Annotated in this window: 30 protein-coding genes; all 30 read right to left on the bottom strand. The window is 44.1% G+C overall.

Annotation, left to right across the window (positions count from 1 at the left end; all coding sequences use genetic code 11):
- Nucleotides 1-364 (bottom strand): pyrimidine-nucleoside phosphorylase (gene deoA / locus J7M13_04675; GenBank protein MCD6363276.1); only part of this gene is annotated, 364 nt, incomplete at its 3' end.
- Entirely contained in the window at nt 361-1,170 is an 810-nt protein-coding gene (locus J7M13_04680) for a purine-nucleoside phosphorylase (protein MCD6363277.1), read from the bottom strand. The genes deoA and J7M13_04680, both read right to left, overlap by 4 nt.
- Nucleotides 1,171-1,185: 15 nt before the next feature.
- The gene (locus J7M13_04685) at nt 1,186-2,067 is read right to left on the bottom strand and encodes a tyrosine recombinase (GenBank protein ID MCD6363278.1); all 882 of its coding nucleotides are present in this window, start codon (nt 2,065-2,067) and stop codon (nt 1,186-1,188) included.
- Nucleotides 2,064-2,591, bottom strand: a complete 528-nt coding sequence (locus J7M13_04690) for an NUDIX hydrolase (GenBank protein MCD6363279.1) — start codon at nt 2,589-2,591, stop codon at nt 2,064-2,066. The genes J7M13_04685 and J7M13_04690 overlap by 4 nt, the downstream gene beginning before the upstream one ends.
- On the bottom strand, nt 2,575-3,117 hold the full coding sequence (locus tag J7M13_04695; protein MCD6363280.1) for a 2-oxoacid:acceptor oxidoreductase family protein: 543 nt from the start codon (nt 3,115-3,117) through the stop codon (nt 2,575-2,577). The genes J7M13_04690 and J7M13_04695 overlap by 17 nt, the downstream gene beginning before the upstream one ends.
- A 6-nt stretch (nt 3,118-3,123) precedes the next feature.
- Complete coding sequence (locus J7M13_04700) at nt 3,124-3,867, bottom strand: 2-oxoglutarate oxidoreductase (GenBank protein ID MCD6363281.1); 744 nt, start codon at nt 3,865-3,867, stop codon at nt 3,124-3,126.
- Nucleotides 3,864-4,937, bottom strand: a complete 1,074-nt coding sequence (locus J7M13_04705) for a 3-methyl-2-oxobutanoate dehydrogenase subunit VorB (GenBank protein MCD6363282.1) — start codon at nt 4,935-4,937, stop codon at nt 3,864-3,866. Before J7M13_04705 ends, J7M13_04700 begins: the two co-directional genes overlap by 4 nt.
- Nucleotides 4,938-4,953: 16 nt before the next feature.
- Nucleotides 4,954-5,166: a 4Fe-4S binding protein gene (locus tag J7M13_04710; protein MCD6363283.1), complete on the bottom strand. Its 213-nt coding sequence runs from the start codon at nt 5,164-5,166 to the stop codon at nt 4,954-4,956.
- Nucleotides 5,141-5,836 carry a hypothetical protein gene (locus J7M13_04715; GenBank protein MCD6363284.1) on the bottom strand — a complete coding sequence of 232 codons (696 nt, stop codon included), beginning with the start codon at nt 5,834-5,836 and terminating at the stop codon, nt 5,141-5,143. The genes J7M13_04710 and J7M13_04715 overlap by 26 nt, the downstream gene beginning before the upstream one ends.
- Nucleotides 5,811-6,275: a chemotaxis protein CheX gene (locus J7M13_04720; GenBank protein MCD6363285.1), complete on the bottom strand. Its 465-nt coding sequence runs from the start codon at nt 6,273-6,275 to the stop codon at nt 5,811-5,813. Before J7M13_04720 ends, J7M13_04715 begins: the two co-directional genes overlap by 26 nt.
- On the bottom strand, nt 6,272-7,192 hold the full coding sequence (fmt, locus tag J7M13_04725) for a methionyl-tRNA formyltransferase (GenBank protein MCD6363286.1): 921 nt from the start codon (nt 7,190-7,192) through the stop codon (nt 6,272-6,274). The genes J7M13_04720 and fmt overlap by 4 nt, the downstream gene beginning before the upstream one ends.
- Nucleotides 7,180-7,704, bottom strand: a complete 525-nt coding sequence (gene def / locus J7M13_04730; GenBank protein MCD6363287.1) for a peptide deformylase — start codon at nt 7,702-7,704, stop codon at nt 7,180-7,182. Before def ends, fmt begins: the two co-directional genes overlap by 13 nt.
- Nucleotides 7,677-9,152 carry a S1 RNA-binding domain-containing protein gene (locus J7M13_04735; protein MCD6363288.1) on the bottom strand — a complete coding sequence of 492 codons (1,476 nt, stop codon included), beginning with the start codon at nt 9,150-9,152 and terminating at the stop codon, nt 7,677-7,679. Before J7M13_04735 ends, def begins: the two co-directional genes overlap by 28 nt.
- Nucleotides 9,109-9,999 (bottom strand): 4-hydroxy-3-methylbut-2-enyl diphosphate reductase, encoded by an 891-nt coding sequence (gene ispH / locus J7M13_04740; GenBank protein ID MCD6363289.1) that lies wholly within the window; start codon nt 9,997-9,999, stop codon nt 9,109-9,111. The genes J7M13_04735 and ispH overlap by 44 nt, the downstream gene beginning before the upstream one ends.
- Nucleotides 9,999-10,496, bottom strand: a complete 498-nt coding sequence (locus J7M13_04745; GenBank protein MCD6363290.1) for a hypothetical protein — start codon at nt 10,494-10,496, stop codon at nt 9,999-10,001. Before J7M13_04745 ends, ispH begins: the two co-directional genes overlap by 1 nt.
- Nucleotides 10,471-11,406, bottom strand: a complete 936-nt coding sequence (gene miaA / locus J7M13_04750; GenBank protein ID MCD6363291.1) for a tRNA (adenosine(37)-N6)-dimethylallyltransferase MiaA — start codon at nt 11,404-11,406, stop codon at nt 10,471-10,473. The genes J7M13_04745 and miaA overlap by 26 nt, the downstream gene beginning before the upstream one ends.
- Nucleotides 11,391-13,025, bottom strand: coding sequence for a DNA mismatch repair endonuclease MutL (gene mutL / locus J7M13_04755; GenBank protein MCD6363292.1), 1,635 nt, complete (start codon nt 13,023-13,025; stop codon nt 11,391-11,393). The genes miaA and mutL overlap by 16 nt, the downstream gene beginning before the upstream one ends.
- 12 nt (nt 13,026-13,037) lie before the next feature.
- The gene (gene mutS / locus J7M13_04760; GenBank protein MCD6363293.1) at nt 13,038-15,455 is read right to left on the bottom strand and encodes a DNA mismatch repair protein MutS; all 2,418 of its coding nucleotides are present in this window, start codon (nt 15,453-15,455) and stop codon (nt 13,038-13,040) included.
- The gene (gene ruvX / locus J7M13_04765) at nt 15,445-15,843 is read right to left on the bottom strand and encodes a Holliday junction resolvase RuvX (GenBank protein ID MCD6363294.1); all 399 of its coding nucleotides are present in this window, start codon (nt 15,841-15,843) and stop codon (nt 15,445-15,447) included. Before ruvX ends, mutS begins: the two co-directional genes overlap by 11 nt.
- A gap of 11 nt (nt 15,844-15,854) precedes the next feature.
- Nucleotides 15,855-18,398, bottom strand: coding sequence for an alanine--tRNA ligase (alaS, locus tag J7M13_04770; GenBank protein ID MCD6363295.1), 2,544 nt, complete (start codon nt 18,396-18,398; stop codon nt 15,855-15,857).
- Nucleotides 18,398-19,690, bottom strand: a complete 1,293-nt coding sequence (locus J7M13_04775) for an amidohydrolase (protein ID MCD6363296.1) — start codon at nt 19,688-19,690, stop codon at nt 18,398-18,400. Before J7M13_04775 ends, alaS begins: the two co-directional genes overlap by 1 nt.
- Complete coding sequence (mtnA, locus tag J7M13_04780) at nt 19,677-20,678, bottom strand: S-methyl-5-thioribose-1-phosphate isomerase (GenBank protein MCD6363297.1); 1,002 nt, start codon at nt 20,676-20,678, stop codon at nt 19,677-19,679. The genes J7M13_04775 and mtnA overlap by 14 nt, the downstream gene beginning before the upstream one ends.
- 3 nt (nt 20,679-20,681) lie before the next feature.
- On the bottom strand, nt 20,682-21,641 hold the full coding sequence (locus J7M13_04785) for a 7-cyano-7-deazaguanine synthase (GenBank protein ID MCD6363298.1): 960 nt from the start codon (nt 21,639-21,641) through the stop codon (nt 20,682-20,684).
- Complete coding sequence (locus J7M13_04790; protein ID MCD6363299.1) at nt 21,610-22,374, bottom strand: tRNA 2-thiocytidine(32) synthetase TtcA; 765 nt, start codon at nt 22,372-22,374, stop codon at nt 21,610-21,612. Before J7M13_04790 ends, J7M13_04785 begins: the two co-directional genes overlap by 32 nt.
- Nucleotides 22,371-22,781, bottom strand: coding sequence for a transcription antitermination factor NusB (nusB, locus tag J7M13_04795; protein MCD6363300.1), 411 nt, complete (start codon nt 22,779-22,781; stop codon nt 22,371-22,373). The genes J7M13_04790 and nusB overlap by 4 nt, the downstream gene beginning before the upstream one ends.
- 9 nt (nt 22,782-22,790) lie before the next feature.
- Nucleotides 22,791-23,174, bottom strand: a complete 384-nt coding sequence (locus J7M13_04800) for an Asp23/Gls24 family envelope stress response protein (GenBank protein ID MCD6363301.1) — start codon at nt 23,172-23,174, stop codon at nt 22,791-22,793.
- Nucleotides 23,164-23,556 carry a hypothetical protein gene (locus J7M13_04805; protein MCD6363302.1) on the bottom strand — a complete coding sequence of 131 codons (393 nt, stop codon included), beginning with the start codon at nt 23,554-23,556 and terminating at the stop codon, nt 23,164-23,166. The genes J7M13_04800 and J7M13_04805 overlap by 11 nt, the downstream gene beginning before the upstream one ends.
- Nucleotides 23,553-24,608, bottom strand: a complete 1,056-nt coding sequence (locus J7M13_04810) for an aminopeptidase P family protein (protein ID MCD6363303.1) — start codon at nt 24,606-24,608, stop codon at nt 23,553-23,555. The genes J7M13_04805 and J7M13_04810 overlap by 4 nt, the downstream gene beginning before the upstream one ends.
- The gene (locus tag J7M13_04815) at nt 24,605-25,825 is read right to left on the bottom strand and encodes a type II secretion system F family protein (GenBank protein MCD6363304.1); all 1,221 of its coding nucleotides are present in this window, start codon (nt 25,823-25,825) and stop codon (nt 24,605-24,607) included. The genes J7M13_04810 and J7M13_04815 overlap by 4 nt, the downstream gene beginning before the upstream one ends.
- Nucleotides 25,826-25,850: 25 nt before the next feature.
- Nucleotides 25,851-26,284, bottom strand: a 434-nt coding sequence (gene tadA / locus J7M13_04820) for a Flp pilus assembly complex ATPase component TadA (protein ID MCD6363305.1), incomplete at its 5' end; no start/stop codon positions are given.

The raw sequence follows: 26,284 nt of genomic DNA on the forward strand, positions 1-26,284 counted from the left end.
CTATAGTCCCCCCTGAGTGCCCCAGCCCCCTTCCTGACATCTTAGGAAAATAAAAGCCACAAGAGGCCAAAAGAGGAACGAGAACAAGGCTAACCTTATCCCCTACGCCTCCTGTGCTATGCTTATCAAGCTTCTCATCAGGAAACTCGCTTAGATCAAGAACTTCTCCCGATTTTCCCACAACTTCAACGAAGTTCAGAATCTCGTCCTCATCCATGCCTCTGAAGAAAACAGCCATACACCAAGCTGAAGCCTGATAATCCGCTATCTTTCCATTTACATATCCTCTTATAAAATAGCTTATCTCCTCTCTACTTAGTTTCTGTCCATCCCTTTTCTTCCTTATAATTTCGACTGGTGTCAAAGATCTATACCTCCTCTCAAGCAGAAGGAAAGTACTTCTCTCAATTTATTTCTGCATAAGCTCATATTTTTAAGAACCTCCTCGTGGGCTATCTTTCCCCTTCCTAAACCGGCTGCTTTGTTGGCAACACCCGCTATTCCCAAGACCCTGAGTCCCATCTGCTTGGCAACGGTAGCTTCGGGAACGACAGACATTCCCACAACATCCGCTCCAAGGAGTTTAAAAGCCCTTATCTCAGCCGGTGTTTCGTATGAGGGACCACAAACCGCCACATATACTCCCTCCTTAAGATTAAATTTCTTCTTTAAAAGGGCACGCAATTCCCCATCATAAACCTGCGTCATATCGGGAAAGCGTTCTCCCAAGGAAGGATCATTTACACCTCTTAGTGGATTATCTCCCATAAAGTTCATATGATCGCTTATAAGAACGAGATCTCCAGGATTAAGATCATCAGCTATTCCTCCCACAGATGCAGTTATTATCAATAGCTTAACTCCCCAAAAAGCCAGCGCTCTTACCGGCAGAGTTATATCTTCCATAGAATATCCTTCATAAAAGTGAAGTCTGCCCTGAAGGATAACAAAATTCCCACCCCACCAAAGCTTCCCCTCATGTCCCCTAACGGTGGGTAGAGAAAAACCGGGTATATCCCTATAATAAATGAAGCCTATTGCTCCAAGCTCTTCTGCAAGATTACCAAGCCCTGAGCCTAAAATAACGGCGATATTTGGTATTCTCCCTTCAAACCTCTCTCTAAGAAACTTTGCGATTTCTTTAGCCTTTTCCGAAAGCTTTCCCTCCAAGGTATCCCACCTCTTCTATGCTCTTGGATGAGACTTCTTATATGCTTCCTTAAGTCTTTTTATCTCAAGGTGAGTGTATATCTGAGTGGTATTCAAGCTTGAATGCCCAAGCATCTCCTGAAGAGTGCGAAGATCAGCTCCCCTTTCAAGAAGATGAGTAGCAAAAGCATGCCTTATGGAATGAGGATAATACTCACCACTTAAGCCAGCCTTCGCAAGATATATCTTAAAGCGATGCCAAAATGCTTCCCGCGAGATCCTTCTTCCTCTAACGTTCAGAAAAAGCCATCCTTCGTCCTTTTTATTTCCCAACAGCTTGCACCGAGCCTCTTCTATATATCTCTTTATCCACTGCAGAGCCTCTTTCCCCACTGGGATCAATCGCTCCTTATCGCCCTTTCCCCTACATCGTAGAACGCCACTTTCGATATCCAAGTCGCTTATTTTTAAACCAACGAGCTCAGATATTCTTAAACCTGTCGCATAAAGTAGCTCGAGCATGGCTCTATCTCTAAGCCCAATTGTGCTATTAGTGTTAACAGCCTTAAACAGCTTCTCCATCTCAGAAATAGAGGGAAAACGAGGAAGTCTTCTCCTTATACGTACTGATGGAACGGTGGTTGCTCCCCGCGGAGCGCTTTGAGGAGCAACCACCGAGATGAACTCAAGAAAAGCCCTTACCGAAGTTACCTTACGCGCTAAGGTAGATTCTCTCATCCCAGATGCTCTCAGTCTCTCTAAAAAGCTGACCAATTCAGCATCCCAATTAACGTTAAACGGATCTTTTATCCCGCTTAGAAAGATTGAAACATCCCTTATATAAGCTTCCAATGTAGAAGGAGATATACCTCGTTCAGTTATAAGAAAGCTCCTAAATCTTTCAAGCAAATCGTTCATCTACTTTCAAAAACCACATAATACAGTATTCCCGCAACGCTTTTAGCATCTTTAATCTCTCCACATCTCACCTTATCCTTTACCTCATCAAGGCTATAAAGCTCTACCTTTATTCTCTCATCACTCTCGAGTTTCTGAGAGCCTGGCTCAAGATCCGTTGCAAGGAAAAGATATAGCCTTTCTGTACAAAAGCCAGGGCTTGAATAATAACTCGTTAAGAGCCTTATACTTCCCGCTTTATAACCCGTCTCTTCGGTCAGTTCTCTCTCTGCACAGACTTGAGGATCCTCACCAAGTTCAAGCGTCCCTGCAGGAAGCTCAAGAAGCTCCTCACCAACAGGATATCTATACTGCCTGACCATAACGATTTCTCCACCGCGAGTAATTGGAAGAATGACAACCGCACCACGATGCTCAACTACCTCCCTGCGCGTCCTCCTCCCATCCGGAAGCATAACCTCATCCACTCTGAGATTTACTACTCTTCCTTGATAAACCAGTCTTCTCTCAAGCTCTTTTTCCATACTCTATCCCCTTTCGAAAAGCCTTTTCATTTACCTCGAGCATGGACGCCTTCTTCTCTCCCAGCGTTTCCTTCAATGCAGAAAGAAGATTTTCCTCACTCGGAAAACCTTTCTTAGCAACGTAAACTCCAAGCATTATAAGATTAGCAACCCGCTGATTTCCTAACTCAACAGCCATCTTAGTAGCAGGAACACCTACTATATCTATGTCATCCCTCGGGGAGGGATATTTTACGAGAGAATTATCATATATGAGCAATCCTCCTGAAAGAAGTCTCGGTATGAACCTCTCAAGCGAAGGCTGATTAAAAACGAAGAGAGTATTAGGCGCGCTTATAACGGGAGAACCTATAGGATCATCCGAGATTATCACCGTACAGTTAGCGGTTCCTCCCCTCATCTCAGGCCCATATGCTGGAATCCACGTAACATGCTTTCCCTCCTTCATACCAGCTAAAGCCAGAAGCCTCCCAGCCATCAATATGCCCTGTCCACCGAATCCAGCAAGTATTATTCCTTCGAACAAAGCAGATCACCTCTCTTCGGGAACCTTAAACTCTCCTAAGGGATACTGAGGCTCCATGTGCTCCTCGACCCACTTCTGCGCCTTGACAGGAGGCAAACCCCAATTGGTTGGACACATAGAAAGCACCTCAACCAGGGAAAATCCAAGTCCCTTCATCTGCGTTTCAAATGCTTTCTTTATATAGTGCTTGGTCTGAAGAATCTTTTGAGGGGAGGAAAGGGATCCACGGGCTATATAAGCTGATCCCTCAAGTACTGAAAGCATTTCCGCTACTTTTATCGGATATCCCTCTCTTTCAGGGGCTTTTCCGAAAGGAGATGTCGTAGTCTTTTGACCAAGCACAGTGGTCGGAGCCATCTGCCCACCCGTCATGCCGTAGATAGCGTTATTTATAAAGATAGTGGTTATTTTTTCTCCCCTATTAGCAGCATGAACTATCTCCGCTATTCCTATAGATGCAAGATCCCCATCCCCCTGATAAGTGAAAACTATAAGGTTAGGATGTACTCTCTTACACCCAGTTGCAACAGCCGGAGCTCTTCCGTGAGCAGCCTCGTACATGTCACAATTTATATAGTCATAGAGAAACACCGCACATCCCACCGGCGCAACACCTACAGTCCTATCTCTTATATTAAGCTCATCTATGACCTCAGCCACCAGCCTGTGGGTTATACCATGTCCACAACCTGGACAGTAGTGCATATGCCTGTCAAACATGCTTTTGGGACGAGAGAAAACGAGCTTCATGCACGATCACCTTCCTTTCCCACCTCTCTGAGTATTAGATCAACCATTTCCTCATACGTGGGTGCCATTCCGCCAGCGTGTCCTAAGAAACCAATAGGAACCTTTCCCTTCACCGCAAATTCCACATCGTGAATGAACTGCCCCATGCTCATCTCAACGACGAGTATATACTTAAGACGATCGACAAAGCTCTCATAGATCTTATAGGGAAATGGAAAGAGAGTTATAGGCCTTATCAATCCAGCCTTTATTCCCTTCTCCCTGAGCACACCTATGGCAGTCTTGGCTATTCTCGCACTCGTGCCATAGGCGGCTATAGCTATTTCCGCATCATCCATCATGTAGGTCTCATACCTGACTTCGTTCTTAATAATTTCTTCATACTTTCTCTTAAGCTTAAGATTGTGTTCTTCAAGCTCATCCGGATCAAGATGAAGGGTCTTGATAAGGTTTCTTTCTCTCCCCTTGGCTCCGCTTATCGCCCATTCCTTCTTTGGAAGCTTTGAGGGATCTACTTCTCTCTTAAATTCCACTGGCTCCATCATCTGTCCTAAGAAGCCGTCCATGAAAACCATTACTGGATTCCTATACTTATCCGCGAGATCAAATGCAAGCATAACAAGATCAACAGCTTCCTGAAGATTATGAGGAGCCAGCACTATTAGATAATAATCCCCATGCCCGCCGCCTCGCGTCGCCTGAAAGTAATCGGCCTGGGCAGGGAGTATCCCCCCAAGACCTGGTCCTCCTCTAACAATATCTATTATCACGCATGGAAGCTCCGCGCCAGCTATGTAGGACATACCCTCCTGCATGAGACTAATCCCAGGCCCCGAGGATGAAATTAAAACGCGCGCCCCAGCACCCGCTGCACCGAAAACCATATTTATAGCGGACACCTCGCTCTCGGATTGAAGGTACACACCACCAACCTCAGGTAGCCTTCTTGACATATACTCAGGAATTTCGTTTTGAGGAGTGATGGGATAACCGAAGAAAAACCTGCATCCTGCTCTTATAGCCGCCTCCGCAAAAGCCTCGTTACCTTTCATCAATATCTTTTCTGCCATGAAAAACCATCCCCCCTTATCTGTAGACCTCTATAGCCACGTCAGGACAAGAAATAGCGCAAAAGGCACACCCTATACACTCTCCCTTTTCATCAACGAACTTAACAGGTCTATAACCCTTCCTATTTAGTTCGTCTGAGATCATAAGTAGATTCTTAGGACACGCTTCGACGCAAAGTTCGCAGCTTTTACACCTTTCCTCGTCAATAACAACCCTTGCCACCGCCACTCACCTCCCAAGCGTTTGAAAGGAACTTTTCGATCCTCCAGAGCCCACCATCTATACCACTCAAATCCCATTTGAAATCCCTTAAAATGCTACTCCCAATTAGCTTTATTCCAGATTTCATCGAAGCCTCTCTTAAAAGAGCCTGACCCCTTAAAACGTGCTCCTTTTCGGTCTGATCAAGCATATTACTGTTATTTATAAAAGCGGTTATTTTAAGACCAGTAGCCATCTCTATAGATCGAGCAAGATTTAATATAGCATCTACACTTGATGTTTGAGGGCGAAAAACGTTAACCACCATATACATAGAAAACCCCGTTTTCTTCAAAGATGGGGCAAACTGCGCAAGCGCTCTCGCTCCCCTTTTGTCCCCTCCCACATCTATAATGATATCCAGCTTAGAGAAAATGGCCGAAAAGACTTGGGGAGGAACTATAGGCAAATCTGAGAAGAGAGCCTTTTCTGGAAGGGTCAGCACTTTTATACCAAGGCTTTCGATCTTATTCCTTCTTTCCCTAATCGTAAAATACGGATTTATTATGTCCAGATCAATAAGATAAAGGTCCCTTCCCTCTCTCCTGAGCCATAGAGCGAGGTTTAGACTCCACTCCGTTTTTCCGCTTCCTGTAGCGCCAACGAAGATCTTAATCCTTTTCTCTAAGGGCAACATCTATTTCCATTTCTCCCAATGGTGTTGAAATTGGTATGACTAACATCGATATCTGAGAGCTAACCTCCAGATCCTTCCCTTTAACTATAGTAGGAGGAGAGATATCAAGTTTAAGCCCCTTGGCTCCCAAGAGCATAGCGGCATTCCCAGTAACCATATTCGCAAACTCACATACCGCACTCTTTGCAAGGTCATTCAATTCCTCAACGGGAAAACCCATCATCATGGCAGAAGCAAGCTTTTTAGCTACCTCCTCTTTCATGCTGTAAATTACCTGTCCCTCTATATCTCCTACCAGGCTTAATAATATGGCAACATCATATGAAGGACGCGGATCGGTCTTAAGTTGAAGCTGTCCTCTCTTTCCATCTGCCTGCGCGACTTGCTTTAAAACGCTGAAAAAAGCGCTTATAAAAGGATTTATATATTCCGCCTTCATTTGCCCAGAATCTCACCTCTCGCAGGCTTATATCCGCAACAAAACTCCCTAACGTTCATACATCTTTTACCCTCAGGCTGAACTTTCCTTACCAAAACGATTCCCTTACCCGCAGCAACTTTCACGCCCTCCTTAAAAACCTCGAGCACGCTTCCCGGTTCTCCAAAAACTGTATTCTTATCAATCGCCTCTACCTCCAAAACCTTCAAAATTCTTCCCCTAAATCTCGTTAAAGCACCCGGATACGGACAAAGAGCTCGCACGAGCCTTTCTATAGACTCTGCGGGAGCGTTCCAATCTATCACCCTTTCTTCCTTTTTTATCTTAGGAGCATAAGTAGCAAGATTTTCATCCTGTGGAATCCTCGGAGCACGCCCCTCACTTATAAGAACCAAAGTTCTTTCCACTAATTCAGCTCCTATACGGGATAGGCGTTCTACCAACTCTCCGTATGTTTCTTTTTCTCCTATATACGTTTCTTCCTGAAGGATAATATCTCCAGCATCTACTCTTTCGTTAACGAAAAAAGTAGTTACACCAGTTTTCCTCTCGCCAGCCATTATAACACGCCTTATGGGCGCAGCACCTCTATATCTGGGCAAAAGCGAGGGGTGAAGAGCTATAACTCCAAGGGGATAGGAATCTATAACGCTACGTGGGATAATGAAACCACAATCTATAACCACAAGGATATCCCCGACAGGGGTAAATTCTTTTATTGAGGAAAGCTTCCATACTCTCAGCTCTCTTTCTTTAGCCCAAAGAGCTACGGGCGTAGGCGAAAGCTTATAACCCCTTCCCTTGGGCCTGTCCACATGGGTTATAACGCCTATAACATCGAAATGACTACAAATCCTATCGAAAGAAGGGATCCCAAACGGACCACTTCCAGCTAAGACTATTTTCACCTTCGCCACAACTTCCTCATCCTGGATTTAACAAGCGCCTTTCTTGCGGGAGAGAGATAATCTATAAGTAACTTTCCATCAAGATGATCCAGCTCATGCAAAACGGCTCGTGCTACAATCCCCTCTTCCTCAAGCTCAAACTCTTCACCATCAAGGTTAAAAGCTTTAATCCTCACTCCCGCAGGCCTTTTTATAATCTCATATATATCAGGGAAGCTCAAACAACCCTCTTTTGCCTCAACTAACTCATCGCTTACCTCCAATATTTCTGGATTTATGAGAATGAGAGGTTTTTCCTCCCTCAATACAATAGCTACCCTCTTTAATACGCCCACTTGCGGAGCAGCTAAACCAAGACCATCATGCTCAAACATTATCTCTATCATTCTGCTTGCAAGTGAACGAATGCTTTCATCGAATGAGAGCACTTGAGCACTTTTTCCACGAAGAACGGGATCTCCATACAGTCTTATTCTAAGATCCTCCATCTCTATCACTTTCTCTTCATAAGCTTTTTCCAATTTACAAAGTCTCCCATTGTAACTGTGGGTTCTTCCCCTAATATCTCCTTTATGCTCTCACGAGCTTTCTCCTCTTCCCTTCTTCTTTCTTCCTCCTTTCTCCTTCTTTCCTCGCGCTCCCTTTCTGTTATCAACTCCCTTATACTCAGACGTATCCTCTTCTCCTCGGGCTTTACCTCCAATACCTTTACCTCAACTTCTTGACCCTCTTTAACACACTCGCTTGGATGCTTAACTCTACCCTTAGCAAGATGAGAAACGTGTATTAGCCCTTCAACACCCGGTTTAAGCTCCACAAAGGCACCAAAATCCGCAAGCTTGGTGACCTTAACCTTTATCACATCGCCAACCTTAAACCTCTCAGCAACGTCCTCCCATGGATTTATAAGCTGCTTTCTCCCAAGTCTTATCCTTCTACCCTGAGGATTAACATTTAGTACCTTGACCTCGATTTTCTGTCCCTCACGCAGAATTTTCCTCGGATTGTCTACCTCCTCCCAATCCAAATCCCTCTTGGAGATCAACCCTTCGACGCCTGGCTCGAGCTCCACGAAGGCACCAAAGTCAGTAACGCGTGTTACCTTACCCTCATAGACCTGGCCAACATCATACTTCTCTTCGATACTCTCCCATGGATCAGGCTGAAGCTGCTTCAGGCTTAGGGATATCCTCTCTTCTTCAGGCTTAACTTCAATGACCTTAACCTTAACTTTCTGCCCTTTTCTAACAACATCTCTCGGTTTTATACCCTTCTTCCAAGAAAGCTCCGTCAGATGAACCAGCCCCTCCGCGGGACCGAGATCAACGAAGACGCCAAATCTCGTAATACCACTGATTTTCCCTTCAACTATATCTCCTTCCTTTAGCGTTTCAAATAGCCTTTTCTTTTCCCTTTCAAGCTCCTCCTCAAGGAGAACACGCCTTGAAAGAACAACCCTTCTTCTCCTTCTTTCCGCCTCGAGTATCTTAACATCTATTTCCTTCCCTTTGAACCTCCATGCGGAAACCGGTTTATCAGGTAAAGAGAGATGAGACTGCGGAATGAATCCCTCTATACCGTAAACGTCAACTATCAAACCACCTTTAACCTTCCTTAATCCTTTGACGGTTATTGGCTTATCCTCATTCTTAGCATCCCTTATGTAATCCCACGCCTCTTCAAATATAGCACGCCATCTCGAAAGTCTGATTAACCCATCCTCACCCTTGCCCGGATCTATGACATAAACCTTGACTTCCTCTCCCACCTCGGGTTCCCTATCTTTATCGACCAGAAAGTTTGCATTCCACTCCGACCTTGGGATCACACCTTCCGTCTTAGCTCCTATATCAACTATTATCTCTTCAGGCTTAACTTGAACGATTTTCCCGTCGATGATGTCGCCTCTTTGAGGTTGGCGTATCTCAATGGGATAGGTTGCTTCCCCTACCGTCTGGACCATTTCCATTACTTACTTCACCCCCATATTTTCTCAATATTGCTAACGTCGCTCTTATCTGCCAGTAAGGAGTCGATGCTCCGCTGGCTATTCCCAGAGTTCGCACCCCCTTGAACCACCTCCCTGAAATCTCAGATAGAGATTCTATATGATATACCTTTTTAGAAAGCTCCTTAACAATTTCCACAAGCTTTCTTGTATTAGCGCTGTTTTTACCCCCTATTATCAATAGAGTATCACTTCTTAAAGCTATTTCTCTCACTGCACGCCTTCTTCTCAAGGTCTCATCGCATATCGTGTTAAAGACTCTGACCTCCTTTGCCCTCTGACAGACCTCCGACACGATCCTAATAAAAGCCTCAATTCCTTGCGTAGTTTGAGAAACCAAACCTATTTTATCAGATGGAGAGATAAAATCCAAGTCCTTAGGCTCTAGAGCAACGAACCCCTTGTCTTTTATCCCCCCGAGCACTCCCTTAACCTCGGGGTGATCCGGATCACCAAATATCACAACCTTATATCCCTCTTCCAAAAGAAAGCGAGCCTTTTTACGAACCTCCTTAACGAATGGACATGTAGTATCCAGGACAATGTTTCCCCTCTTCTTGAGCAAACTTATGATCTCCTCAGGGAGCCCATGAGATCTAACAAGAACATGGGCTCCCAAGGGGATCTCATCAACGCTTCTTACCCTTATAAGCCCTTTTTTCTCAAGCCTCTTCATCTCAAGGGGATTGTGTATTAAATCTCCCACTATATATGCCCTTTTCACCCTTGAGAGGAGTTCCTCCGCCATAGAAACGGCTCTCTTAACACCAAAACAGAATCCTATATAAGAAGCCACTAATACTTTCATTATACCAGGAAAACATAACTATACCAATCCTTTCCGTTAAATTCAAATTTCATAGAAAGATTGGAAGCAGTCTCAGCCACATCTATACATAAAGCGGATGGAGAGGGACGTGCTTTCTCCGGATGCCTACAGGGGCTATGAGGATAAGTACACTTATATCCACACAAAACCCCGCAGTTAGAAACACTAAAAGCATGAATAAAACCATCACGACGAGCCTTAAGTTCGATCTCATATGAAATCCTTTGGCTATCCGCATCGCTTGAAGAACGAATTGCAAGAAAAACCTGATAAAGCGATAAAATTCTCTCGAGCTCCCAGGGCTTGGGAAAATCTGGGGCAGATGGACATGTCCAAAACCTGTTCCAGTAGGGGCATCCGAACCTACATTTTAGGTAGAATCTATAGTCTATGACGAGCTTATCTATCGTTCCCAGGCACGCTTCTAAAGCTCCTAAACTTAAAGCCATTTCAGCATAATCGTTCAAACTTCTCATCGAGCCACCTCTCAACTCTGCGTATTAGCTTATCAAGTCCATCCGGATGAAACCATTCTATATCTTTCCATTTCCTAAACCAAGTTAACTGCCTTTTCGCGTAGTGTCTCGTATCCTTTTTTATGGCATTGATTGCCTCTTCCAATGTAAGCTTACCTAAGAAGTAATCGCATATCTCTCTATAGCCATGTCCTTTCATCGAGGGAAGATCAGGAGAGTATCCCATCTCAATAAGCCTTTTAACCTCTTCTATCAACCCTCGAGAAAGCATATCATCAACACGCAGATCTATCCTCCTGTAAATTTCATCCCTATCTCTTATTAAACCCAGCCAGAGAACCTTATATCTCTCCTTCGGTGCCTTTCCTTTCCACTCCGAATGCCAACGACTTATAGGTCTCCCGGTCAGGTGGTATACTTCAAGTGCTCTAACGATTCTATAAAGATCATTAGGATGAATTTTTTTAGCGCTCTCGGGATCCACTTTCCTTAGCTCTTTATAGAGGGTCTCTCTGCCCCTACGCAATAAGCTCTCTCTCAGCGAGGGGCTCCCTCGTGGCAACGGACTCATTGGCTTCCTAAAAAACAACCAGTAATAAAGAGCGCTACCTCCAACCATAAGTGGCAGTTTCCCCCTTTCTGAGATCTCGTCTATTATCCTGTGGGCGTCCGAACAGAAATCACCAGCTGTATAGACTTCGTCAGGATAAACGATATCTATAAGATGATGAGGTACTTTCTTCCTCTCTTCGAGAGAGGGTTTAGCAGTACCTATATCCATGAGCTTATATATCTGCCTCGAATCAACGGAGATTATCTCGCAATTAAACTTCTGCGCTATCTCGAAAGAAGCCTCAGTTTTTCCAACAGCGGTTGGTCCCAGAAGAACCAAAACTATCTTTTCATCCATCTTTCTATTTCCTCATAGCTTATTAGATAAGTTAACGCCCTGCCATGCGGGCATAACTCAAACTCACCAAATTCAGCAAGCTCATCAAGCAAAGATTGAAGCTCCTCAATGCTTTCAACAGCTCCAAGCTTAGGAGCAGCACGACAGGCAAGATCAGCCCACGCCTTGGATAACTCAAAGCTACCTTCTTTCAAAAGAGATCTTATGACTTCATGCCAATCTATCCCCAGCTCCGAGATAGGCGATGGAACCCCCCTCAAGATATAAACGTTCTTACCAAATTCCTCGATATCAAAGCCTATTTCTCTGAAAAAGCCAATCTTCTCCCTCAGAATAGAAGCAGTGTAAAGATCGAGCTGGATCGGTATAGACATAACAAGCTGAACTACCGATCTCATGGACTTTAGCTTCTCAAAAATAAGCCTCTCGGCTACGGCATGAGGATCCACCACAACGATGCCATCCGGAGATTCAGCTATGAAATATCCACGCGAGGAGCGAGCTAAAACTTTAATTTTACTCCTTTTAGGAGCTTTGAAAATCTCGTAATCAAAGAGGCTCTCCCTGAGGCTCAGGGATGCACTCCCTTTGCCTTTCTCTACAGCAGGAGTTATGGAGACATAACGCTCGGGAGACTCAATCAAGGTCTCTTCCATAGAAAAAGCTCCCATTATCGCTGACTTAACGATAGAGTAAACCCTTTGAGGCTCAAGAAAGCGGATTTCGAGTTTAGCAGGATGAACGTTCTGATCAAGCAAACTTGGAGGGAGCCTCAGCGTGATAAAACCTCTGACCGGAAAGCGCCCAGGAGGTATGGAAAGAGCATCTATTATGGCTTTTTTTATCAGCTTGTCCCTCACAGGTCTACCATTTATGACAATGAAAAGCTCTCCTGCTCCCTCAGGCAATATTGAAATCGATCCCGAAACTATATACCCCCCTTTCTCGAAAAATATATCTCTCTTTCCCCTTAAAAATCCCTCACCGAATATCTCACGAAGGGTTTCCTCAACGCTTTTACCACTTGCTAAAAATAACTTACCATCTTTGTAAATAAAAAACTTTATAGATGGAAAGGCTAGAATATATGCTATTGCTACCTTCAGGGCTCTGCTCCACTCAGCAGAAGCGCTCTTAAGAAGTCGTCGTCTTAAAGGAAAATTGTAAAAAAGGGAGCGAACTGAAATGCTCGTTCCCTCGGGGAAAAAACCCTTTTCTCTTCTTACCAATTTGCCCCCCTCAAGCAGAGCCCTCGTTCCTTTTTCCTCGCCCCTCGCACGAGTGATAAGCTCTACCTTTGAAATCTCTGCAATACTTGGCAAAGCCTCGCCTCTGAAGCCAAGGCTTTTCAAGCTTTTTATATCATCCAGGTTCGAAATCTTACTCGTCGCATGCCTTCTAAATGCAAGCTCCACATCCTCTGAAAGTATTCCCTCACCGTTATCTTTCACTCTAATAAGCTCTTTACCTCCATCATCAATATAAACCCTAATCTCAGTAGCAGAGGCATCTATAGAGTTCTCTATAAGTTCTTTCACAACCGAAGCAGGTCTCTCTATGACCTCTCCCGCTGCTATTTTCGAAACAACATCTGGTGGTAATTCAGCTATCCTACCCAATATGGTCTCTCCTCAAGCTGCAAATAGAACCAGTTGCTTGGGAGATTCCACCTCCTCACCCTTCTTCTCAAGTTTCCTTAAAATCTCATTAGCTCTTCTAATAACCTCAGAAGGAAGTCCCGCTATCTTGGCAACCTCTATTCCATAACTCCTATCCACGCTTCCGCTTTTAACCTTATAAAGAAAGGTTATCTCTCCTTCCCTTTCCTCCACCGCCATATGATAGTTTTTAAGCGCTGGTAAATATCTCTCAAGCTCAGTAAGCTCATGATAATGGGTTGCAAAGAGTACTTTGGCTCCTATGAGGTTATATATGTACTCTATGACAGCCCATGCTATGCTCAAGCCATCATAAGTACTCGTCCCCCTACCTATCTCATCAAGGATAACGAGGCTTCTTGGGGTAGCGTTTCTGAGAATATTTGCGGTCTCGGACATCTCTATCATAAAGGTACTTTCGCCTCTTGAAAGATCATCAAAAGCACCAATCCTGGTAAATATCCTATCCACTAAGCCTATCCTCGCACTTTTCGCAGGAACGAAGCTACCCATCTGAGCCATTATAACGATATGAGCAACTTGCCTAAGGTATGTAGACTTACCCGCCATGTTAGGCCCAGTTAAAATTATCACCCTACACTTTGAAGAATCGAGATAGAGATCATTTGGAATAAACCGCTCACGCCCGATGAACTTCTCAACCACGGGATGCCTTCCCCCCTCAATATAGATCACATTCGCATCAACGATTTGAGGCTTAACATAGTCATTCTCCAGAGCAACAAAGGCAAGGGAGGAAAGAACGTCTATCTCAGAAAGGGCTTCCGCAAGGCACTTTAAGAGCGCAGCTCTTCTTAGTACTTCTTCTCCAAGCCTTTCCTTTATCTTAGATGTAAGCTCTACTATCTTTTCCTCAGCGGTCAAAATCTTCTCCTCGTATTCCTTAAGCTCCTTTGTGAAAAATCTCTCAGCTTGCGCTAAAGTTTGCTTTCTCTCATAATCCGAGGGAACCATATGGAGATTCGCTTTTGTAACCTCTATATAGTATCCAAAAACCTTGTTATACCTTACCTTCAGAGACTTTATACCAGTTCTTTTTCTCTCTTTCTCCTCAAAAGATGCTAACCATTTTCTCCCGCTTTCAAGGATCTCTTTAAGCTCATCAAGCTCTTCGCAAAACCCTATTTTTACAAAATCCTCATCGCTTATCGAATGAGGTGGAACGTTAATAAGCGCTTGATCAAGTACCTCAAACAGCTCTTGAGCTTCAGAAAGTGGTTCTAAAAGATCGGAAAAAGGCGAGTGTTCTTCGAGATTCTCTCTTATGGTGGGAAGCACTTTAAGCGAGTCTCTGAGCATAGCAAGATCCTTAGCAGTATAGCTTCCTAAGCTTATCTTCCCGAGAATTCTCTCAAGATCATATACCTTACCCAAAGCTTCTCTAAGCCTTCTAAGCGAGTTAAAATTTTCACAAAGAGCTTCTACTCTATCGAGTCTTTTTTTTATCTGAGACTTCGAGCGAAGCGGTTTTAATATCCAGCTTTTAAGGAGTCTTCTTCCCATAGATGTTCTGGTTTTATTAAGAACGCTAAAAAGCGTGGCTTCCTCATCTCCCTGAAGACTTTTAACAAGCTCGAGATTGCGTTGAGATGTATAGTCAAGAATCATGTACTCTCTTGGATAGTACACTTTTATCTGGGTTATGTGGCGCAAATCAACGAGTTGAGTTCTTAGTAGATAAGAGAGAAGAGCCCCCGCCGATGAAATTCCAGCGAGCTTGTCTTTACAGCCAAACGCTTCCAAGCTCTGGACTCCAAAGTGCCTCTTTAAGATCTCCTCTCCTTGCTTCCAGGAAAATTCCCCCTTAGGAAGATAGGTTCTCGGTATATCCCCAGGGAGATCTTCTATATCTATGTATTCAGGGAGGAGTATTTCTCCCGGTGAAATTCTCTCTATCTCAGATAGAAGATCTTTTCTATCAACCTCGCCTAAGTAAAAATCACCGTCTATGAGATCAGCGTAGCTCAAGCCATATACATCTCCCGCGGGATATACAGAAGCTATATAGTTCGCTTCCCCCTCTTCATCCTCAAGGGTTCCAGGCGTTATCACTCTAACAACCTTTCTTTCAACAAGCTTTTTCCCTTTGGTGTCCCCAACTTGCTCACATACAACAACTTTATATCCCTTTTTGACCAGCCTTCGTAGATAAGATGAAGCTGCATGATAGGGGACACCTGCAAGAGGAACCTTCCTATCCCTATCTCGCGAGGTTAAGGTTAAGCCAAGCTCCCGAGAAGCTATTTTAGCATCCTCATAGAACATCTCGTAGAAATCTCCCATTCTAAAGAATATTATGGCGTCAGGATACTTTTCTTTTACCTCCATATATTGTCTTAAAGCAGGCGTTAGCTCCTCCTTATCCTTCATTCCTATTAACACTCCTCAGAAAAGCTTCCAAGATCAAAGCTGCCGAAATCCTGTCTCTTTCTCTCCTTCTCTTGCGCGCTGAGAGCTCACATATTTTAAGCAATCTCTCAGCTTCTGCAGAGGAATACCACTCCTTCCAGAGATTAACCTTAAAGCCTCTTTTTTCTATCTCCTTTTTGAGCTTAAGGGCTTCCCTCTCAGAGGCTCCTCCCTGAACGCCATCGGTCCTCACCGGTAAACCCAAAACAATGATAAAATCACCATATATTTTCCTAAGCATTTCTATTTCAACCAAGATCGAATCCCTGTTAACAACCTTAAGAGGCATAGCAACCCTTCCGCCCTCATCACTTATTGCTATTCCTATTCTCTTTTCTCCCCAATCCAATCCTAAATATCTCATATATACTTTTCTATTTGAGCCAGGATCTCCTTCAACTTTACAGTATCCCTCCCACCGGCTTGAGCGTATCTAGGTTTTCCTCCTCCGCCTCCCCCTATCTGAGCACCTATATTCTTGACGATTTTCGACGCATTCCACCCTTTCTCCACAAGATCAGGCGTAATCATAGCTATAAGTACCGCTCTTCCTTCCTTAGCACTGCCCAGTATGACGATAGAGCTACCAAGTCTAGCTTTTATCTCGTCTCCCAAGATACGCATGGCCTCAGCATCAAGGTTCTCCAAAAATGCTGAAAAGACTTTCACACCATCTATCTCCTTGGAAGAAATTCTCTCAAGTTTAAGTCGAGCTATCTCAAGCTCCTTCCTCTTTAGCTCATCGGAAAGCTTTTCCCTCTCTCCCTGAAGCTTTCTAAGACCCTTTTCACGTTCCTTAAGCTGGGAAACCATGTACTCATAAGCTGATTTTCCACACACGGCTTCTATTCTTCGCAGATTAGCTCCTATACCGCTCTCCGAGACTATCTTAAACACCCCTATCAATCCGGTTCTCTCAAGATGTGTACCGCCACATAACTCAAGACTATAATCCCCTATCTTTATCACTCTAACTTTCTCACCATATTTCCCCTCGAAAAGGGCTTTTGCACCGAGCCTCTTAGCCTCCTCGAGATCCATCTTTAAGACATCGACCTTAAGGTCATCCCATATCTTTTCGTTCACCCTTCTTTCTATCTCTTCAATCTCTCTTGAGCTTAGTGGTGAGAAGTGAGAAAAATCAAACCTCAACCTATCTGGAGCCACAAGAGAACCTGACTGTCTCACATGAGATCCAAGCACATCACAAAGAGCTTGATGTAGGAGATGCGTAGCTGTATGATGCTTAGCCGTCTCCCTTCTTCTAAGTGCATCTACCTTTACATCGACTAAGTCTCCCTCATCGATCTTTCCTCTAAGTGGAGTTACACGATGAACAATCAACCCCTCAACCGGAGAATACGTGTCATCTATTCTTCCTTCAAAATTCTGGGAGATAATCGTTCCTTTATCTCCCACCTGTCCTCCTCTCTCAGGATAGCAAGGAGTTCTATCAAGAACAATCTCCAGCTTATTATCATTCTCGAGAACCCTCAAGACCTTAGCTCGCGCTTCCAAAGTTTCATACCCAACGAAAAGGGTTTCCCCAATATCATCCTTTATCTTCCTATAAATGTCATCCAAGGCTTCCCTCTTAGAAGCTCGACGGGCTCTTTCCCTCTGCTTTTCCATAGCTTCAGTGAACCCCTCTTCATCAACACCGAGTCCTCTTTCCATCGCCATCTCCTTAGTAAGCTCAAACGGAAACCCATACGTGTCGTAAAGCTTAAACGCCTCCTCACCAGAAAGTCGTTTCCTGCCAGATGAGAGAGCATCTTTTACCATCTCTTCAAAGAGATTTAAACCATAAGAAAGCGTTTTTCTAAACCTGTCTTCCTCAAGAAGTATGACCTCCGAAGCAAGCCTTTGATTCTCTCCCAACTCTGGATAAACCTCACCCATAATCTCCACAACCTTAGGAACAAGCTCATGAAGAAATGGCTTTTCAAAACCAAGTCTCCATCCACTAACTACCGCTCTCCTTAATATTCTTCTTAGAATATAGCCCCTTCCTTCATTGGAAGGCATTATCCCATCAGCTATCATAAAAACGAGCGCTCGTGCATGATCCGCAACTATCTTCATCGCCCTGTCAGAAACCTCATTACTGCCATACTTTATTCCCGAAAGACTTTCAGTTTTCCGTATAAGAGGATAAAGAAGATCGGTCTCAAAATCGCTTCTTACGCCCTGTATCACTGAAGCTAACCTCTCTAACCCCATTCCCGTGTCTATGTTCTTCTTTGGAAGAGGCTCTAAACTACCATCCTCTCTTCTGTTATACTGCATAAACACCAGATTCCAAAGCTCAAGGTATCTATCGCAATCACAACCAACCCCACATGTTTCCTTACCGCATCCGAATTCTTCACCTTGATCTATTATTATCTCAGAGCATGGTCCACAGGGACCAACAGGACCCACCTTCCAAAAGTTGTCCTCCTCTCCCATACGAACGATCCTATCTTCCGGAATACCTACTTCTTTATGCCATATTTCAAACGCCTCATCATCATCCTTATATATGGTTATCCAAAGCCTTTCCTCGGGAAGGCCAAGAACTTTAGTTATAAAATCCCATCCCCACCTTATAGCCTCTTTCTTAAAATAGTCACCAAAAGAAAAATTCCCAAGCATCTCAAAGAAAGTGTGATGTCGAGCAGTATAGCCAACGTTCTCTATATCATTGGTTCGAATGCACTTCTGACAAGTAACTGCCCTCTTAACGGGAGCTTTTTTTTCCCCCAAAAAGTATGGCTTAAATGGAACCATACCAGCTATCGTAAGAAGAATCGTGGGATCATCCGGTATGAGAGAAAAACTTGGAAAAACCTTATGCCCTCTTTCCTCAAAGAATTTTAGAAACTTCCTTCTTAGGTCATGCCCACTTACCTTTTTACGAATCAAAGTTTAATCTCCCCCTCCTCCATCACCTTTATCCTTCTAAAGACCTCTTTCTTTATAAAATCCTCATCAAGCGTGAGAAACCTTCCTTCATCATAGATAACCCTTCCCTTAACCATAACCTTTGAAACATCGCTTTCCCTGCCAGCATACACTATGAAGTAAACTATATCCTCCTCCCTTGCGCCAACATAATGAATGGAGTCAAGGTTTAAAAATACCAAATCTGCCTCCCATCCCTCTTTTATATCTCCTAACCTATCAAAACCAAGTGTCTTCGCGCCCCCAAGCGTTGCCATCTCAAGCGCATCCCAGGCGGAAATAAGAGTGGCATCCCGTAAAAACCCCTTCTGAAGCAGAGGTGCGAGCTTCATCTCCCCCCATATGCTTAGAGAGTTATTACTGGCCGCTCCATCTGTTCCGAGAGCGACATCCATCCCACCCTTTATAAACTTATATAAAGGAGCAATACCCATACCAAGCTTGAGATTGCTCGTAGGGCAGTGAACCACCGCGACATTCCAGCACGATAATCTCTCTATTTCCTTATCGTTAGCACATGTAAGATGAACAGCTATAAGGGGAACCTCGCTATAACCGAGTTCCTCAAGTAGAGAGATAGGATCCTTTCCATGAATCTTAATAGATGTATTTCTTTCCTCTTCACTCTCAAGAAGATGAATGTGAACCTTTAACTTTCTCTTTATTGCCTCTTCTGCTATTTTAACGAGAAGAGATCTATCACACATATAAACGGAATGCGGTCCAAAGGCAACCTTTATACGCCCATCGAGAGCATTGTGCCAGTTATCAGCCATGTATATACCATCCTTAAAACCATAGCTTCTGCCCCCCATACCAACGGCTAAGACCGCTCTAATCCCAGCCTCCTGACAGGCAGACGCCACCTCATCCATGTAAAAATAGTGATCAAGAAAGCACGTTATTCCACTCTTTATCATCTCCATGATCGCTAACAGCGATCCCCAGTAAATGTCCTCTCTCGAGAAAAACCTTTCACGGGGCCATACCGCTTCCTCCAACCACCTTTTAAATGGAAGATCCTCTGCTCTTCCTCTCAAAAGAACCATGGGAGAATGAACATGAGCATTAACGAAACCAGGGAGTATACAGCTTCCTCCCCCATCTATAATGGCCACTCCCTCTGGCGAATCAAAATCACCCAGCTTTTTTATGATTCCATTTTCTATCCATATTTTGCCTCTCCTTACCTTCCTCTTCGAAATGGAGATCCAAGTTGCGTTCTCTATAAGAACACTATCCCCGCACAATCTTCAAAAGTCCCTCCTTGAAAGGTGGTCTTAATACCCCTTTTTCGGTTATTATAGCGCTTATAAGCTCAGCAGGAGTAACATCAAACGCAGGATTAAAGACCTTAACTCCCTCAGGAGCTATTCTCACCCCTCCTATTTCAACTACCTCTTTCGGATTCCTCTGTTCTATAGGAACATCTTTCCCAGACGGAATATCCAGATCTATCGTAGATACAGGCGCAGCAACGTAGAACGGCACGCCATGATGCTTCGCCAAAACTGCGAGTGAATAAGTCCCTATCTTATTAGCCACATCTCCATTAGCAGCTATTCTATCTGCTCCCACTATAACGAGATCTATCTCTCCTTTTGACATGAGATAACCAGCCATATTGTCGGTTATTAGAGTAACATCTATATTATCCATCATAAGCTCCCATGCAGTCAGTCTCGCCCCCTGAAGAACGGGTCTTGTCTCATCCGCGTAAACTTTCACGTTCTTCCCATGTAGCGCAGCAAACCTTATGACCCCAAGCGCGGTCCCGAATCCTCCAGTCGCAAGCGCTCCAGCATTGCAGTGCGTTAGAATAACGGCATGATCTGGAACAAGCTCAGCGCCATACTTACCCATCCTTTCATTCGCCTTTATGTCCTCCTCATGTATCGCCTTTGCCTCCTCAAGCAAATCTTCCCAAGACGAAGCAGACTCAGCTTTTTTACGCATTCTTTGAAGAGCCCAAAATAGATTAACCGCCGTAGGTCTCGTCTTAGATAGAACATCTACTATCCGTTCTATATCTCTTAGAGAAAGCTTTTTAACGCCGAGAACAACACCATAGGCAGCCGCAATTCCTATAGCAGGAGCTCCCCTAACCGCCATCGATTTTATCGCTTGCGCAACATCCTCGTGATCTTGACATCTCAAAAACTCCACCTTATGGGGAATCCTCCTCTGATCAAGTATAAGAAGAGCATCGCCCTCCCACTTCAAGGTTGGTGGAAGCAAAACTCACACCTCCTTAATTGAATCAACTACATGGAATGTTGAAAGCCTCTTATTTCCCGAAAGAAGCCACTCCACGCTTATTTGACAAGCTATTTCTTTTCTGAACTTACCCATCTCGAGATCTTTCTTAGAATGCTCAACCAGAAAGATGGATGGATTCGCTTTGACCTTTAAACGAAATCTCCCCTCGAGAAACTCGACTTCCTCTATCTCCCTGAGTGCGAGAAGCTCCCTTGCAAGTTCCTCCTTTAACTCCATGGGGAGATGGGGATCCACGTTAACGAGAGCTACATTCCTCCTTAATGGTCCTATAACCTTAACGTTAGCATACCTAAAGCTCACTCTCTTCCTTTCGAGGAAATCAAGCAACAAATCGTTAGCTAAAACAACACCCATACCGTGATACCTTGGAACCGCAAGAGGCTTCCACAGGTGCTTAACCTTACACCCCTCTCTTGACACTCCCTCGCCTATTCTCTGATATCTCACTCCCAGTTCCTCTACTAAGTTTCTTATCTCCACCTTGCTTAAATTAATGAGAGGAGCATATATATCCCTAAAGCGCTTAACGCCTATTCTGCTCCAGCTGTCGCTTAAATTCGCCCCAGTTACTATAACGCACCCCGGAAAACGATCTCTTATAATATCAAGCTTTGTTCTAACACACCTATTACAAGCCTGGCCCCTTTTATGCACTTCCTCAAAGCTCTTCTGCGCATCTATGAATATATGCTCTACTCCAGCATCCTCAGCAACTTCAATAGCAGACTTCTTCCCCCTATCATATGAATAAACCCCATAGTCAAGCGTAATCGCTCTTACTTTCCCTCTCGGAAGCGCTTTTGAAACGATAAAGAGACAAACAGAGCTATCCATTCCACCCGAAAGAGCAACAACGACTTCTGAGGCATTCAAATCCCTTTTAGCTTCCTCAATCAGCTTTTCTGCGATCGACTGGATCAAGTATCCCTCCCTTTTTAAGAGCATTAAGAACGCAGCTTCTTACATTAGGATTCATCCGCTCCAATTTTCTAAGGATTTCCTTCATCTTTACTCTGTAGTTTGAGGAAGCATAGGGACATGTACTCTCAATAAGAGGAAGTTTCATTTCTCTGTGATAAGATTCTATAACTTCCTCCCTTACATAGCTTAGCGGTCTTATCACTATAAATCTTCCACATTCAGATCTAACCCATGGCCTGCTTGTCTCAAGAGATCCAGCGAAAAATAGACTTAACATAAAAGCTATAACTATATCATCTAAATGATGCCCTAAGGCGATCTTATCACAGTCCGCCTCCTCAGCCAGCTCATAGAGAGCTCCCCTGCGCATGGAACTACAAAGAGAACATGGATCCTTTTCCTTCTTCAGCTTCAGGATCTCAGCAATATCCGTCTTCATATAGAAGAAAGGTATATTCCTGCTATCGCAAAACTTTCTTATCGGATTAGGGTCAAAACCCTCCCATCCTATATCGATGGTCAGACAGACCAACTCAAAGCTCACCGGTGCAATCCTTAGCAGCTTCCATAGAAGATCAAGAAGAACCATGCTATCCTTTCCGCCGGATACGGCAACTCCAATGCGCTCTCCATGGAGTATCATCTTATAGTCATCCATAGCCTGTCCTAAGGGCCTCCAAAGGTTATATCTGTATTTCGCTCTTCCTAAAAGCCTCTTCTTATACCTGTTCATTCAAAACCTTCCTCACGAACTATCTTAGCCAGAACGCCGTTAACGAACTTTCCAGAATCCTCGGTACCATACTTCTTAGCAAGCTCAACTGCTTCATTTATCGCAACAGAAAGTGGAACGTCTTCTCTCTTCCTGAGAATTTCATAAAGGGCTATACGTAGGATGTTTCTGTCAACCGTCGCCATCCTATCGACTTTCCAGCCGACGGTATGCTTCCTCAAAAGCTCATCAATTTCCTCCTTGATATTCAGCACTCCCTTTATTATCTCCTCTGCGAACTCTTTGACCTCCGGAAGCTCAAGATCAAGAGGAACGCTCCTTATGGCTTTCTCATAAGAAAGATTAGGTCTAAAATCATACTGAAAGAGAACCTGAAGAGCTAATTCCCTACCTCTTCTTCTTTTCAAGGATCTATCTTAACCCTCCTCCTCTTTTTCCTCCGCTCTCCTCGCGAAGTGAACCCCCTGAACGGTCACATTGACCTCTTTAACCTTATAGCCGGTCATTTCCTCAACGGTTTCCTTTATCTTTTCCTGAACCTCCCAAACCAAATTCGGTATCTTCATGCCATACTCAACCGTTATGGAAAGGTCCACGCTAACCTCATCCTCATCCACTTCTATCTTAACTCCCTTCGGTGTGGGTTTCTTGCCAAGTTTCTCCGCCAGTTCTTCCATGAAACTTCCGCCAGTAGCAGGTCTTATACCCTTAACTTCAGCCAAAGCCATTGCAACTATAGTAGCTATAACATCATCGTTTATCTTAACGATGCCTTTTACATCTTTTGCTCTATTTTCCATCTCCATTGGCGCTCTCACCCTCCTCAGAGGCTATAAGCTTTCCGCAAGCAGGGCACCTTATCTCCTCCTCAGAAAAAAAGTCTTTCTCCGGAACGAGAAACATTTCTCCACAATGAGGACACTCCACCTCTTCAAATTCTTCTTCAAGACCCAGCTCCTTTTCCTCTCCAAGGAGATCTTTTTCCAAGCTCGCAAGATCATCATCAATTGACTCCACATACTCCTCAAGATCAAGCTGGGTTCTCTCAAGCTCTTCTATCGCAGATGAAATTTCATCAAGAGCATCTACTATCAGTCCTATTATCTGTGCCAAGTTTTCTTCATTAATTCCTCCCCCCTTAATAAACCCCTTAATATAAGCAACTTTCTCCTTTAGGGTCATATGATCCCCTCCTTCGGCGCGGGTGTCAAAATCTCGGCTCCTTCCGCTCTAACTACAATGGTATCCTCTATACGGACTCCAAGCTCGCCCCTTAAGTATACACCAGGCTCTATCGTTATAACCATACCTTCTTCTAAAATCTCCTCACTACTTTTAGATATCCGCGGAGATTCATGTATCTCAAGCCCTACACCATGTCCTAAAGAGTGCTTAAAATATGGACCCCACTTACCCAGATACTTCTCTGCTAAGGCGTGAAGCTCGCTTACTCTCACACCTGGCTTTACACGCTCAAGCACTGCCTCTTGAGCCCCCCTGACCGCATTGTATATCTCCTTAAGCTTTGAAGAGGGTTTTCCTACTATAAACGTTCTTGTCATGTCCACGTGGTATCCATCCCATACCACACCGAAATCGCATATTACAGCTTCGCTCTCCGCTATTTTCCTCGCTGACGGGCGAGCATGCGGCTTAGCAGCATTAGGCCCAGTAGCTATTATGAATGGAAACGCCCGCTCTTCAGCTCCTATCTCTTTAAGAAAAGCTTCAAGGTGAATCTCAAGCTCGCGCTCAGAAACACCTGGCGATATCTTATCTAAAAGCCACCTATATCCTCTTAGTGCTATTTCTCCCGCTTTCCTTATCCGATCGATTTCATCCTCGTTCTTAATTTTTCTTAACCTCTCTACGCTATCCGATATAGGAATCGCATTAAATTTGGAGTTTAAGATCTCATAAGTTTCATAGACAGTCCATCTTGACTCAAAACCTACCTTGCCAACGGACCTATCTTTAAGCCAGTCAAGCACATATCCCAAGGTTTTCCTATCTTGGGGAATTTCCATAACCTGGCACTTCCCATAGCAGGATTCCTCCGCATCTTCAAGATATCTAAAATCCGTGAAGAGATACATCCCTTCCTCAAGCAATATTAGAAGGCTATCATCCCCCCTATAGCCACACAGATATCTTACGTTTACCGGCTTGCTTACCAAGAAAGCTTCACATCCCTTGGACGAAATGAAATCGTACACCTTCTGCCATCTTCTCATCTTGAGAGTCCTCCAATAAGCTGAAATAAAGGAAGAAAAACCGAAATGGCTATAAATCCCACAACGCCACCTAAACCCAAAATTAAAATGGGCTCTATAAGAGCCGAAAGACCTCTCACAGCATTATCTACCTCCTCATCATAAAAATCCGCTATCTTATGGAGCATCTCATCGAGGTTTCCCGTCTCCTCTCCAACGGCGGTCATATGTATCACCATTGGAGGGAAAATACCCGTAGCTGCAAGAGACTCCGCCAACCCCTGCCCCTCCTGAACTCTATATCTTGCAAGATCTATGGCTCTTGCAAGAACTTCATTACCAGCAACCTTTGAGACGATTTCCAGAGACTCAAGTATTGGAACCGCTGCTGCAGTTAGCGTTCCGAGAGTCCTTGTAAACCTAACTATGGCTACTTTATACGCTATAGGACCCACTATGGGAAGTTTTATTTTAAACCTATCGATGGCATAAGCTACCTTTTTGCTCCTCCTTAAAAATCTTATAGTAATCCAAACTATAACAGGAGTCAAAAATATATAGTAGATATTTTCCCTTACCCATCCTGTAAAAGAAATCAATAGCTGAGTAGGAAGAGGCAAAGGAATATTAAGCCCTTTCAATATAACGATAAACTTGGGAACTATATAAACAACAAGCAGGGTTATAACAGCAGCTGCCATCGTTAGAACGAATATGGGATACCTCATGGCGCTTTTAACTCTCTGAATCAGAGCAGTCTCTCTCTCAAGATAGGAAGCAAGCCTATCCAAAACATCGTCTAAGACTCCGCCAGCCTCTCCTGCCCTTATTAGGCTCACATAAAGCTCATTGAATATATCCCTGTGCCTATACATCGCCTCCGTCAGAGAGGCTCCCTCTTCCACATCTCTCTTAATGGTTCTAAGGACAAACCTTAGCCTACGATTAGCTGTTTGCTGAATCAAAACATCCAGAGAAGCCACTATAGTCATACCCGCCCTTATCATGGTAGCAAACTGGCGGCTGAATATCGCTATATCTCTGAGTCCTATCCTTGGAGCGAAAAGCGGAGCCCTCTCTCCAGGACGCGCTCTCCTAACTTTTTCTTCTCGTATAACTATTGGGAAAAAACCCTCGCTCCTTAAAGCGGTAAAAAGCTCCCTCTCACTTCCAGCCTCTCTTCTGCCTTCAACTATATCGCCTCTGAACGTGCGAGCCCTATAGAAATATAAAGCCATGAGACGATATACCTACCCCTCAAAGCTATTGAAGGAGCTTTTCCAATAACCCTGGATCATGAGCATATTCAAGAACTACCTCTCTATCTATGAGACCTTTCTTGTAAAGTTTAGCAAGAGCCTGATCCATGGTCTGCATCCCAAGTCTGGCACCCGTTTGAATAACTGAATATATTTGTGCCGTTTTACCCTCCCTTATCAGATTTCTTATAGCAGGAGTAGCTATCATAACCTCTACTGCAACCACTCTTCCTCCCCCTCTCTTGGGAAGAAGTTGCTGAGATATAACCCCCTGAATTATAGTTGAAAGCTGCATTCTTATCTGAGCCTGCTGATGAGAGGGAAAAACATCTATAATTCTATCTATTGTCTGAGGCGCATCTGGTGTATGAAGTGTTGTCATAACAAGATGTCCAGTCTCAGCTGCAGTTATAGCAGCAGATATGGTTTCCAAATCTC

This window comes from Synergistota bacterium (assembly GCA_021159885.1).
In the GTDB taxonomy this organism is placed as follows: Bacteria; Synergistota; GBS-1; order GBS-1; family GBS-1; genus AUK310.

Excerpts from the sequence above, each read along its gene's own strand:
- J7M13_04685 (MCD6363278.1), bottom strand. The coding sequence starts at position 2,067 with ATGAACGATTTGCTTGAAAGATTTAGGAGCTTTCTTATAACTGAACGA.
- J7M13_04690 (MCD6363279.1), bottom strand. The coding sequence starts at position 2,591 with ATGGAAAAAGAGCTTGAGAGAAGACTGGTTTATCAAGGAAGAGTAGTA.
- J7M13_04700 (MCD6363281.1), bottom strand. The coding sequence starts at position 3,867 with ATGAAGCTCGTTTTCTCTCGTCCCAAAAGCATGTTTGACAGGCATATG.
- J7M13_04705 (MCD6363282.1), bottom strand. The coding sequence starts at position 4,937 with ATGGCAGAAAAGATATTGATGAAAGGTAACGAGGCTTTTGCGGAGGCG.
- J7M13_04715 (MCD6363284.1), bottom strand. The coding sequence starts at position 5,836 with ATGTTGCCCTTAGAGAAAAGGATTAAGATCTTCGTTGGCGCTACAGGA.
- J7M13_04720 (MCD6363285.1), bottom strand. The coding sequence starts at position 6,275 with ATGAAGGCGGAATATATAAATCCTTTTATAAGCGCTTTTTTCAGCGTT.
- J7M13_04735 (MCD6363288.1), bottom strand. The coding sequence starts at position 9,152 with ATGGAAATGGTCCAGACGGTAGGGGAAGCAACCTATCCCATTGAGATA.
- ispH (MCD6363289.1), bottom strand. The coding sequence starts at position 9,999 with ATGAAAGTATTAGTGGCTTCTTATATAGGATTCTGTTTTGGTGTTAAG.
- J7M13_04745 (MCD6363290.1), bottom strand. The coding sequence starts at position 10,496 with ATGAGAAGTTTGAACGATTATGCTGAAATGGCTTTAAGTTTAGGAGCT.
- miaA (MCD6363291.1), bottom strand. The coding sequence starts at position 11,406 with ATGGATGAAAAGATAGTTTTGGTTCTTCTGGGACCAACCGCTGTTGGA.
- mutS (MCD6363293.1), bottom strand. The coding sequence starts at position 15,455 with ATGAAGGATAAGGAGGAGCTAACGCCTGCTTTAAGACAATATATGGAG.
- J7M13_04790 (MCD6363299.1), bottom strand. The coding sequence starts at position 22,374 with ATGAACAGGTATAAGAAGAGGCTTTTAGGAAGAGCGAAATACAGATAT.
- J7M13_04800 (MCD6363301.1), bottom strand. The coding sequence starts at position 23,174 with ATGGAAAATAGAGCAAAAGATGTAAAAGGCATCGTTAAGATAAACGAT.
- J7M13_04805 (MCD6363302.1), bottom strand. The coding sequence starts at position 23,556 with ATGACCCTAAAGGAGAAAGTTGCTTATATTAAGGGGTTTATTAAGGGG.
- J7M13_04810 (MCD6363303.1), bottom strand. The coding sequence starts at position 24,608 with ATGAGAAGATGGCAGAAGGTGTACGATTTCATTTCGTCCAAGGGATGT.
- J7M13_04815 (MCD6363304.1), bottom strand. The coding sequence starts at position 25,825 with ATGGCTTTATATTTCTATAGGGCTCGCACGTTCAGAGGCGATATAGTT.